The organism is Carboxylicivirga sp., from assembly GCF_982718395.1.
On sequence record NZ_CEXQWX010000003.1, the window covers coordinates 1 to 12214 of the forward strand.

At 37.8% G+C, this 12214-nt stretch carries 6 protein-coding genes and 1 pseudogene; 6 read left to right on the plus strand and 1 reads right to left on the minus strand.

Annotation, left to right across the window (positions count from 1 at the left end):
* A pseudogene (locus tag AC4MRQ_RS01070) lies at positions 1–699 on the minus strand (lysine 2,3-aminomutase); the annotation flags it as partial.
* Between the two features lie 593 nt (positions 700–1292).
* Here AC4MRQ_RS01070 and AC4MRQ_RS01075 point away from each other — a divergent pair.
* The 6 genes from AC4MRQ_RS01075 (at position 1293) to AC4MRQ_RS01100 (ending at position 12180) form a co-directional block, all read left to right on the plus strand.
* Positions 1293–1895, plus strand: coding sequence for an RNA polymerase sigma factor (locus tag AC4MRQ_RS01075; protein ID WP_491195780.1), 603 nt, complete (start codon positions 1293–1295; stop codon positions 1893–1895).
* 82 nt (positions 1896–1977) lie between these two features.
* Entirely contained in the window at positions 1978–2955 is a 978-nt protein-coding gene (locus AC4MRQ_RS01080) for a FecR family protein (RefSeq protein ID WP_491195781.1), read from the plus strand.
* 76 nt (positions 2956–3031) lie between these two features.
* Complete coding sequence (locus AC4MRQ_RS01085) at positions 3032–6472, plus strand: TonB-dependent receptor (RefSeq protein ID WP_491195782.1); 3441 nt, start codon at positions 3032–3034, stop codon at positions 6470–6472.
* A gap of 12 nt (positions 6473–6484) precedes the next feature.
* Complete coding sequence (locus AC4MRQ_RS01090) at positions 6485–8200, plus strand: RagB/SusD family nutrient uptake outer membrane protein (RefSeq protein WP_491195783.1); 1716 nt, start codon at positions 6485–6487, stop codon at positions 8198–8200.
* 289 nt (positions 8201–8489) lie between these two features.
* Positions 8490–11141, plus strand: a complete 2652-nt coding sequence (locus AC4MRQ_RS01095; RefSeq protein ID WP_491195784.1) for a GH116 family glycosyl-hydrolase — start codon at positions 8490–8492, stop codon at positions 11139–11141.
* Between the two features lie 43 nt (positions 11142–11184).
* On the plus strand, positions 11185–12180 hold the full coding sequence (locus AC4MRQ_RS01100; protein WP_491195785.1) for a family 43 glycosylhydrolase: 996 nt from the start codon (positions 11185–11187) through the stop codon (positions 12178–12180).
* Positions 12181–12214: the final 34 nt, after the last annotated feature.

The window sequence follows — 12214 nt, forward strand, 5'->3', positions numbered from 1 at the left end:
TTGAGGTAAGAATACAAAAGGCCACCAGGTCAGTGACTTTGTTCCAAAACGAATTGTTTTCAGATTCTTCAGATCTGCATTAAAGATAGTATCGATGTATTTGCTAATAGTACGTGGGCTCATGATCATTGGATCACCTCCTGTAAAAAGAAGTTCGTGCAGATGCTCATGTTGTTTGAAATACTCACAAACCTGATCAATTTCCTTCATCGAGAATTGTAGATCAAGGTCCTTTACAAACTGTGGCCAGCGAAAACAAAAGGTACAGTTGGCATGACATGTTTGCCCTTGTGTTGGAAAAAACAAAGCAATATCCCGGTACTTATGCTGAACACCCGGTAGAGGAGTACCATTAAGTTGGGGAATATTGGATTGTTGCTGTGCCGGATGCGGATTCAGACTTAATCGAATATCGTTGGCAATTTTTGTTATTTCACTGGATGATAAGCCTGACTCAACAGCCCATTTCACCTTGTCATAATCTGCTTCAGGCAGCATATGACGATTGGGGAAGGTTAGGATATAACAAGGATCAGTCTCATAATTGGTCCAGTCAATTAAATAATCGATCACATAATTGTTGGCTTTAAACGGCAATACCTTCGATACAATTTCAATCTCCTGCTTCACCGATTCGGGAAGCATTTTCATGTATTCAATTTGTCTGAAGTTTTTAACGTTATAGCTAATAATTTTCATCTGTTTAAATTATTTGTCAAAAGTCAGATGGAACTCGCAAATAAATTTAATCATCCGCCAGTACGTCAATTTAGATAATCAAAATTTACATGTTCGTTTCATCAATATATATTATAACTCTCGATTGTTACTACTTGTTCCATAACAGTAATGGAACTCACAAATTAAATTGATCATTCAATCTTAATCTGAATAATCAAAATTACATAGTCGTTTTGTACATGGCCCTCATCAATACCAACATAAGGCAATGAAAATTGTTTTCTATTTGCGGAAATGAATCCTTGGGCTAACTTTTTAAATCGTTATGTGATAGGTGTTCTTGCGTATGTATGCAGTAGGTTAGAATAAAGGAACAAGATTTCATCAACGAAAAATCCACACAGTTAATAAGCTTTACAGCTTATCTGACCTGATATTGTCATTAATGATTTTCATTAAATAGACACCTATTATCATGATTTGTACCCGCTATTTCTGATGTGTCTATCCCAAATTTGTATGCCTTATAAATCGGTGATGTTATTATTATTCTGCCCGCCAAACTTAGTGAAGCTTCTGAAATTGAAATACATTTTTAAGAATTGAGGAGGATGGGAAAAGTAAACGAGCAAAAGCTAAATATTTCTCTCATAATAAAAGGGAATCAACTTGAGTTTGCACGTCTGATTAGTAGTTATAGTCAGGAATTGTACACATTTGCTTCAGGGTTTATTAAAAACAGTCAGCAAGCCGAGGAGATAGTTAGTGATGTCTTTATTAAGCTTTGGGAGTCAAGAAACAAATTAGGTGAAATCAAAGAATTAAAAAACTATTTATTTATTGCCTTAAGAAATAGTTGCTTTACCTTCTTAAACCGTCAAAAAAAGAATGAAATCAGTCTGGATGCATTACCAGATTATTACATTGAAAAATTAATTGTTACACCTGATGAACAGGTGAGCTCAGAGTTAATAGATCAGATTCATGAAGCCATAGAGTATTTGCCACCAAAATGTAAACTAGTTTTTTCAATGGCTAAAATACAGGGTTTTAAGCGGAAAGAAATTGCATCCGTTTTAGACATCTCAGAAAAAACCGTGGAATATCACCTGAAAACAGCGGTAGTCAAAATTATTGAGCAGATGAAGGTGAATAATATAGGTGCCTTCTCAAAAATGAAAGATTTTTTATCTGTCATCCTTTCAGTCTGTTAAAAAGATATTTTCATTTTTTTTAAAACTGACCTAGGCTTTTTTCATTTTGGATGGAGTCTTTATATATGAAGACAAAAGAAAAATGGAAAAGAACAACGAATTGTATTTACTCATTGTCCGTGAATTGACCAATGATATTACGGAAGAGCAGCGAGCGATCTTATTTTCAAAGTTACGTGAAGATTTATCATTACAGAAAAAGTATAATGCGCTTAAGCATGTTTGGGATAAGGCGGAAAAACCAAATGATACAGTTGCATTAAACAACATCTTTAATCAGGTAATGGGCCATGTTTATGAGCAAAAAGACAGAAAGCGTTACAAAATAACAGGACTATTAAAAGTAGCTGTCTCAATTTTATTGCTCATATCTGTTTCATTAACCTATTTTCTTAATAAAGGAAATACTGTTGGCGAAACCTATAGATATACAACTTCTGTTGGCGAAACCAGGGAAGTCATTCTGCCGGATAAGTCTAAAGTATTATTGAATTCTTCATCGACTTTAATTGTTCCCGAACAGTTCACAAACCAAAATCGGGATGTGGTATTAATTGGTGAAGCTTTATTTGATGTAACCAAAGACCGGCAACGTCCATTCCGGGTTGAAACATCGCACTTGCAAGTGGAAGTGCTCGGTACACGGTTTTTTATGAAATCATACCAGAATGAAAAAAACATCAGTACGATTCTGGAAGAGGGAAGCGTCAAACTAAAAGGAGATTTTAATGATAGGGAGCAATACATTATGATTCCCGGTCAAAAGGCAATCGTTGATAAAGAAACGATGCGCATGGTGGTTATCAGCAACTACAAACCAAAAGAATCATGGGAAAGCGGTTACCTGGTATTTGACGAAGAAAAACTGGAACAGATCATTTTGCAATTGGAGCGAAAATTTGGAATGAGGTTTATTCTGGTTGATAAGGAACTTAATAATTACACATATACAGGAAGGTTTAGAGATGAATCCGTTTTTGAGATTCTTGGATGCCTGGCCGTCACAAAATCGTTTAAATATACCCTTAAGGATAACACAATTATTATGAGTAAAGAATGAAAAATGAGGGGGTAAATGCGACCAACATTAACAAGCCCCTCATCAGTTTATGTTTAAATTAAAACAATTCAAATTTATGAAAAAAACGTGTAATTGGAAATCACGGGAGTTAGCTCGTGATCTCAAAAAAGTAATGCGTATCATGAGAATTTCGTTATTGCTATTGTTTGTTTTACTGATGCCCTTGTACGCAAGTACAGATGCTCAAAACCAAAAGGTGAACCTTAAAGCCAAAGGAGAATCACTGAGGAAGGTACTTGCTGAAATTGAAAATCAGACCGAACTAACGTTTATCTACAACCATGATGTGGTCGATGGATCAGAAATGATCTCGATTGATGTCAGAGAAGCCAAAGTGGGCAGTGTACTGGAAAATATACTTGCCGATCAAAACCTTGATTATAAAATAATTGACAATAAGGTAATGCTTTTTAAGTCAAATAGAAAAGTATTGGCCGAAAGTGTGTTGCAGGATGAAATTATAGTTAAAGGGATGGTAACGGATGTCAATGGAGATCCATTGCCTGGTGTGAATGTTTACGAAAAAAGTGATCCTCAGCATGGTGTCATTACAGGTGTTGATGGTAGTTACACCATTAAAGTTCGGGAAGATGCTGTTTTGGTTTATACTTTTATCGGTTTTGCAGATCAGGAGTTAACTGTAGGTGGAAGAAATGAAGTCAATGTGACTTTGGTGGAGGAATATACAGAGTTGGATGAAGTAGTAGCCATTGGTTATGGTTCTAAAACAAAGGCGACTATTACAGGGGCTGTAGAAACAATAGGCTCTGAGGTGTTCGAAAGTAGAGCCCAAAGAACTGTTGCCGAGTCAATACAAGGATTGATGCCAGGTTTACAGGTAACACGTTCGAGTGGTGATATTTATTCTAATACAACTGGATTGCAAATTCGAGGTGTAACCTCAAGAGATGGTGCAGGCGTATTAATTATTATTGATGGAGTACCTCAGCCTGAAAATGATGCAACGCCGTTAAATACATTAAATCCGAATGATGTTGAGAGTATTACTGTATTAAAAGATGCACAGGCTGCTATTTATGGATCTCGTGCTGCAGGTGGTGTTATTTTAATTACAACGAAAAGTGGAGTTGGTAAAAAACCTAAATTGCAATACAGTGCCAACTTTGCAATTAATGATCCTAGTGTATATACTAAAAAGGCCAATTTGCAAGAAATGTTTGAGTACTATGATGAGGCCTTTACCAATGATGGAGTAGCTGTACACAACTATTCTTATCTGGAAGAAGAATTGGCTAATGTTACCCCTGAAACAGAATGGATAAAGGGACCTTTTAGTGATACACCAAAAATGAGTCCTCATTACTATGACTGGATGGATATACTATTTGATCCTTCTTTGCAGCAAACGCATCAAATCTCAATTTCTGGTGCTGGCGAGAAAAATAGTTATTATGTGTCGCTTGGTATCTTAGATGCCGATGGTCCGATTGCGAATGTAGATAACGGGGCAAAACGTTACGATTTACGAGTGAAAAATGATGTGCAGGTAACCGACTATTTAAAGATAATATCGAATGTATCTGCCTCAAAACTAAAAAACAAGCGACCAACCCGATACTATGATGCTGTTGGTTTGGCTCAACATATTTGGAATAATCATTTTCCTTATACACCGGAAGGCAATTACTATAATTTTGGTGGGTTTTTGAATCCTCTGGCGTATATAAATTCCGGTAATACCGAGAATATTGGAACAGATTTAAGCGGACAGCTTGGTTTTGAATTAAAGCCTCTTAAAGATTTGGTTATTACAGGTAATTATAATTTGAATTATAATGAAAATACCTCAGAAGGTTTTTATGGTGTTGTACAGCATCACGATTATGATGAAGTGCCCACCGTTAAACTTCAGCCAAACCAGATTACGAATACAAATAATAAATCACAACATCAGACAGTTAACCTATATTTGAATTACAAAAAGAAATTTGGTATCCACGGTTTTGACGTATTGCTTGGTGGTTCTCACGAAGAGTCGGAATACAAGTATATTTATGCCGGACGTAGAAAATTAGTTTCCGAATCGGTTCCTTTCATTACCATGGGAGATCCTGAAGAACAAATAACTGGAGGAAGTGCTTCACAATGGGCCATCGATTCTTATTTTGCTCGTTTAAATTATAGTATTCTCGATAAATATTTGCTTGAAGGAATTGTTCGTCATGATGGTAGTAGTCGTTTTGCAGAAGACTATCGTTGGGGTACATATGGAGGATTCTCCGGTGCATGGTTACTTTCCGAAGAAGCGTTTATGCAAGATATTAGATGGCTAAATTTTCTAAAGTTACGTGCCAGTTATGGCGAAATGGGTAATGAGCGAATCAGTGGTGATTTCGGATATATGCCATTAATGTATATTGGAGGTTATAACTTGTTTGGTAATCCGAATGATCCAACGCAAAGTAGTATAGCCCATGATGGTGGACGTTTAGCAAGTCCAACGCAGACCTGGGAAACCATTAAGATAACTAACTTTGGAGTTGATTTCCGTATGTTAAGAGACCGTTTTCAAGGTTCTTTTGATTATTTTATCAAGAATACAGAAGACATGTTGGTGACGCGTGAATTTCCTCAAACCTTGGGTATTGCTCCAAATAGAATAAATGGTGGTTCACTGGAAACAAAAGGTTTTGAATTAAGTCTGAGATGGAAAGATACTGTTGGAGACGGATTTAATTATCATATTGGTTTTAATTTATCTGATGCTCAAACCAAAGTAACATCTTTGGAAGATGCTGTTGTGCCAGGATATGGTTATAATCAATTTATTGAAGGCTACGATGTTGGAACGTACTTTGGATTTAGTTTTGATGGTTTTATTGAGAATCAGGAACAATTGGATGCCTATAAGCAGATAGCTGGTGTTCCGGGTAATATTGCTATTGGTGATGCCCAATATGCTGATTTGGACGGAGATGGAACAATTGAATGGACGGCTTATAATCCCGGAGATGAAGAAAGTGGAGACTTAGTTGTACTAGGTTCCAATAATATGCGCTATCAATATGGTATCGACCTTGGTTTTGACTGGAAAGGTTTTGACTTTAATGCATTCTTTTCAGGTGTAGGCGAATGGGAATTAATGAATAATTTACATGCCCCTGGGTCTGAATGGTGGTTAAATCCTTTGAAATGGAATACAGGTGATTTTTGGAGTCCTGAAAATACAGATGCTCTTTACCCTAAAGCAAGTGCTAATGGAACAACACATTGGTGGAATTACCAATGGTCCGACTCTCCTTATAAAAAGAGAGATGGAAGTTATATTAAGCTAAAAACAATAACCTTTGGTTACTCTTTACCAGCATCATTAATTGAAAAAGTTAATCTTTCCAGAGTTCATTTTTATGTGAGTGGGAATGACTTATGGTGGCATAGCAAGATGCCTGATGGAATAGACCCAGAAAAGCCATTTTACGTTGGTTACACACCAATTCCTAAGGTCTATTCAGTTGGACTTGATATCACATTTTAAAAGTTTACTATTATGAAGAAAATAATAAATAAATTCGTTATCGTTTTGATGGCTACCTTTTTCGTAAGTTGTGAAAAAAAACTGGATTTGGTGCCATTAGACAATATTAGTGAAGAGGTTTTTTTTAAAGCGCCTGATGATTTTAGATTTTGGGCGAATCAATATTATGGTTCCCTTACATTAGTATATGTATCCAATACTGAAGATTGGGCTGATTTAACAACAGGTTCAGGTGGAAATTCCGTCAGTAGGGGTGAGCATCAGGTTTCTGACTATAGTAATACCTGGAGTGGCAATTATCGATTAATTAGAAATGCTAATATTCTTATTGAAAAATATGAAGAAGCAGGTGATGAACATAAAAGCAGTGTGCAACAATTCGCCGGAGAGGCATACTTTTTCAGAGGCTGGGCGTATTTTAACCTGGTTGTGGCCTTTGGTGATGTACCTTTGATTAACGAATCTTTAGACACTTCAAGTGAAGCTGTTTTTTCAGCTCGTTCTGATCGAAAAGAAGTGATTAAACAGGCAATTAGTGACTTAAATATGGCTGCGGATTTATGTTCTGTGGAAAGTTCTCTGACCGCTACTGATAAAGGACGTATATCGCAAGGGGCTGCCTTGGCATATAAAAGTAGGGTGGCTCTTTTTGAAGGTACCTGGCAAAAATTTCATAATGGCAGTGACAGTGAGGACTTTTTAGGGCAGGCAATGGATGCAGCTGATAAGGTTATTTCCAGCGACGAATATGAATTGTTTTATCACCCTGCTGAACTGGGCGATTATAGCTATAAGTATTTGTTTATGCTGGATAAGGTGAAGACCAACCCATCCAGCTTTACCAAAGCTGATAATAAAGAATCCATATTAAAAAGAGCTTACGATGCCGATTTAAGAGAAAGCCCAAGACAAGCAGCTTCGCTAGTTGGCGAAAAAACACCAACTCGTAAAATGGCCGACATGTATTTGTGTCTGGATGGTTTACCAATCAATCAATCGGCTTTATTTGGTGGAAAAGATGGATTGACAACTGAATTTAAGGATCGCGATTACCGCATGATGAATACCTTTCAAATACCTGGTGAAAGATATCATTCTTCCGCTCAGGCCATATGGAATAAGGACTGGAGCAACCCGGATGATCCATTAAGGGGATATACTTACACTGTTGAGTTTGGTGCTCGAACAATTACCGGTTATAGCACATTTAAATTTAATCCTGAAGTGGAGTTACCTGTAGGTGTTGATTATCCCGTTATTCGATATGCCGAAGTATTATTAAACTACATCGAAGCAGTATACGAAAAAGAAGGAGCTGTATCGGATGCTGAGTTAAATCGTTCGATAAACCTTACCAGGGAGCGCGGCGGTTTACCGGCATTAACCAATGCTTTTATTTTGTCCAACTCATTATCAATTCGTGAAGAGATACGACGTGAAAGAGCGGTTGAGTTATTTTACGAAGGATTTAGATACAATGATTTAAGACGATGGAAAACGGCTGAAACTGAAATTCCAAACGATTTATTAGGAGTTAAATACCTTGGTACAGAGTGGGAAACTCATGAGTGGACAGCTGGTTTTGCTGGTAATTTTGATGCAGAAGGGTATATCCTGATGGAATCTGCCGCTCAAAGAACATTTGATCCTGAAAAACATTACCTGTTTCCATTACCACGAAGAGAGTTGCAATTAAATGAGAATTTGGTTCAAAATCCTAAATGGTAAGAATATTTTCTAGTTAAGAAAGGGGCATTTTAAGTGCTCCTTTTTTATTCTATTACAAGTATATAGAAAACGCAAGTCTCAAAAAGAATAAAGTTATCCATTTTAGATATTATCATGGAATCGTTGAAGTGATTATTTTATTTCGGTACATATTTCATGATTTAGACACTTATTTTCATGATTCCTGCCATTTGGTCTCTTTTATTTGATGCTTTCTTTACCAGGTATTTAGAATGCACACATTGAGATAGAAGCAGATATATCCAAATTACAAACTGAAAAAAATTACATGAACAGAAAATATAAAGGCAAAAAAGTAAAAACTATGAAATACGTTTGGTCATTTCTTTTAATAGTAGCTGTTACATTCCTTGGTAACGCTCAAACTTCCGATAACAAGCTAAGCTTCCTGCAATCTTACGAAGGAGAAAAGCATCATCAGGTTGCTATGCCAATTGGAGGAATTGGTACAGGTACCGTATCGATTGATGCCCGTGGCAAATTGGTAGATTGGGAAATAATGAACCAGGGAGCAATAGGCTTTGTACCCTATTTTAATGAGCACTATGCAGCAACACGTATAGCACCTTTTTTTGCCATTCGTACAAAAACGATCAACGGAAACATTGATGCCCGAATGTTAGAAGGAGCTATTCCAGAGAAAAACCTGGAAGGAGATTGGGGTTGTGATGAATTAAACAGCACCTTTCCAAGGTTTAAAACCAGCAAGATGCAAACAGCCTATCCAATTGCCAGGGTTGAGTTGATTGATGAAACCATGCCGGTCAAGGTTGCTTTTAAAGCATTCAATCCATTAATCCCCGGTAAAACAGATGACAGCAGTATTCCAACTGTCATGTTTGAATATTCTGTTGAAAATACGACAGACAGTGATATGGAGGTGACCGTATGTGGTACTGTTCCCAATTATGTTGGCTTTGATGGTCATAAAAACAATCTGAAGAAGAATTACAATACTTATCGTAACAGAGATGGTTTAAAAGGAGTATTTATGACAACACACTCTGACGACAAGAAAGATAGCCGTTGGGGATCAATGGCACTTACAACACAAGCAGAAGGTGAAGTAAGTTACCGTACAAGTTGGCATCCCGATTTATGGTGGAATGGTTCAGTAATCGAGTTTTGGGATGACTTAAAGGATGATGGAATTTTGGTACAGCACCTTTCAAAGAAGATGAAAGAGTCAACAGATTATAATATGCTGAATGAATTTCAGGATGAAGCAAAAGATGTGGCTGTTCCTGCTTCAGTGGCTGTTAAGGTGACATTAAAACCTGGTGAAGTAAAGACCATTCCATTTATGCTGACATGGCATTTCCCAACGCGTATAAGCTGGGAAGGTCAACCGGGATGGCCCCAAAAGCCAATTGATAACCTTTATACCAAAGATTACTCAGATGCCTGGGATGTGGCTAAGAAAGTGACTGCGCGTTATGACTACCTGAAAAACGGGACTGAGAAATTTGTAAACACATTCGTTAATCAGGATGTACCACAGCCAATAAAAGAAGCAGCACTTTCAAACCTGGTTAATGTGCGAAGTCAAACATTATTTCGAACGGCTGATGGTTTAAGTTATGGATGGGAAGGACATGGCAGTGTACTTGGAACTTCTTTGAATCCTAAAGGAATACGCGGAGGTTGGGGCTGTGGAACCTGTACTCATGTATGGAACTATGAGTCGACCATACCATTTACTTTTGGTGATGTGGCTATGTCGATGCGTGAAGTAGAGTTTTCAAAAGCCACAGATTTAAAATCAGGTAAAATGGCTCACCGCGTTTACTTGCCGATTACAGAGAAACAAACAATAGGAGCTGCTGCTGATGGTCAGTTGGGATGCATCATTAAAATGTATCGCGAATGGCAATTGTCGGGCGATACAGAAAAATTAAAGGAATTATATCCCTATGTAAAAAGAGCTTTACAATTTGTATGGCAGGATAGTAAATGGGATGCTGACAAAAACGGTGTGATTGAAGGTGTACATCACAATACCATGGATGTAAACTATGTAGGTCCTAATCCCGAAATGGGAACCTGGTACTTATGTGCATTACGTGCCGGCGAAGAAATGGCCAAAGTGTTAAAAGACAAAGCGTTTGCAAAAGAATGTCGCCAATTGTTTGAAACAGGCAGTGCCTGGATGGATGAGAACATGTTTAATGGTGAATACTATATTCAGTTGTTGTCCGAGCCACGAAATTTCCAGGTTGGAGAGGCTGTTTTAGTGCACCAGATGGTTGGTCAGCAAATGGCTCATATTTGTAATCTGGGCTACCTGCTTAAACCTGAAAACGTCAAAAAGACTTTACAGTCGGTGATGAAATATAACTACAGAGATAGCTGGGACAATCACTTAAGTACCTTCCGTTGTTATATAACTGGTGATGAGGCCGGATTAATGAATGCCTATTACCCCGAAGGAAAACGCGAAGCCAGACCATTCCCATATTATTCCGAAGCATGGACTGGTTTGGAATATCACACTGCTGCCGGTATGATTTTCGAAAGCATGGAACCTGAGGGAGAAAAAGTAGTAAGGGCATCCCGTTCACGTTATAATGGTTCTAACCGTAATCCTTTCAACGAAGGTGAATTCGGACATCGGTATGCACGCGCCATGTCATCATGGAGTCCTTTGGTTGCTTATACACGTTATCACTATAATAAAGCTGAAAAGACCATGACCATTCGTGCCGAAGAAGGTACTTACTATTGGTCGAATGGTTATGCTTATGGTTCGATTGTGGTTAAGACACAAGGAGATAAAATTAAGGCAATATTGACAGTTGAATCAGGTGATCTTGAACTTAAGAAGTTAAGCTTCCTGAATAAGGACAACAAGTCCATAAACACGGTATCTGTTAGAGGACAAACCTTATTAACTGAAGGAACAAGTATAGAATTAAATTGATTAAATTGGTTCTTTGAACGTTTTATCATTCAAATTGCAGAACATGAAGACCATTTATATACTGTTACTGATAAATCTGTTTCTAAGTGCACAATTACATGCACAAATATCAGAGCTGAGAAACGATTTCTCCGATTGGCAATTTAAATATGACAAAGTTAAAGGTATCGGACATGAAAATGGCTGTACCCGACGCGACCCGAGTGATGTGATTAAAATTGGTAACACCTGTTATGTCTATTACACCAAAGTACTCGGGCGTGCTCCCGGGTATTGGGGAACGATTTGGTATGCTACTTCAACGGATGAAGGCTACACCTGGAAAGAGCAGGGTGAAGTGCTTGGTGTAGGACAAGAAGGAACTTTTGATTCTCAGGCTACATTTACACCCAATATCCTGTTCGCTGGAGGTAAATACTGGCTATATTATACAGGTGTAAAACCTACGCCCGGTAATGAAGAAGGTGAATTTGAAAACAATTCGACGACAGACATCACTGCCTTGGGGCTTGCTGTTTCCGATTCACCAGATGGACCTTTCAAGCGAGTGAGTGACAAGCCAGTTCTTACAATTAGTCCTGAACCAGATAAGTTTGACAGTTACCGCATAGACGACGCCTCATTATTATTCCGGAATGGATTATATTGGTTGTATTACAAAGGCCGCAGTCGCATTCATGGCAATAAAGGACCAAGATTTACGCGAATGGGTGTTGCTTTTTCAAAAAATCCTGAAGGACCATTTATTAAGATGGACAAACCGCTGATGGTCGAAAATCATGAAGTAATGATCTGGCCTCACAAAACAGGTGTGGCAACGTTAGCATCGTTTAGCAGCACCATCGAATATGCTGCTGATGGTATAGATTTTACTACTAATAAGTTGAGCGTTAAGGTTGAAAATCGACCGGATGCACCAGGTGCTTATCGACCTGACCTAACAAATCCTGTTGTCGAGGGGCAAGGATTAAAATGGGGCATCAGTATGGTTCACAATGGTTCAGAAGCTTATCTGATTCGGTATGAAATAGTTGAGTAATTGTGCTTTTTGATTATTGCTGATCAATTAGCCG

Bases quoted from the DNA above. Each gene is read 5' to 3' on its own strand.
- AC4MRQ_RS01075 (WP_491195780.1), top strand. From the start codon at position 1,293: ATGGGAAAAGTAAACGAGCAAAAGCTAAATATTTCTCTCATAATAAAA.
- AC4MRQ_RS01080 (WP_491195781.1), top strand. From the start codon at position 1,978: ATGGAAAAGAACAACGAATTGTATTTACTCATTGTCCGTGAATTGACC.
- AC4MRQ_RS01085 (WP_491195782.1), top strand. From the start codon at position 3,032: ATGAAAAAAACGTGTAATTGGAAATCACGGGAGTTAGCTCGTGATCTC.
- AC4MRQ_RS01095 (WP_491195784.1), top strand. From the start codon at position 8,490: ATGAACAGAAAATATAAAGGCAAAAAAGTAAAAACTATGAAATACGTT.
- AC4MRQ_RS01090 (WP_491195783.1), top strand. From the start codon at position 6,485: ATGAAGAAAATAATAAATAAATTCGTTATCGTTTTGATGGCTACCTTT.
- AC4MRQ_RS01100 (WP_491195785.1), top strand. From the start codon at position 11,185: ATGAAGACCATTTATATACTGTTACTGATAAATCTGTTTCTAAGTGCA.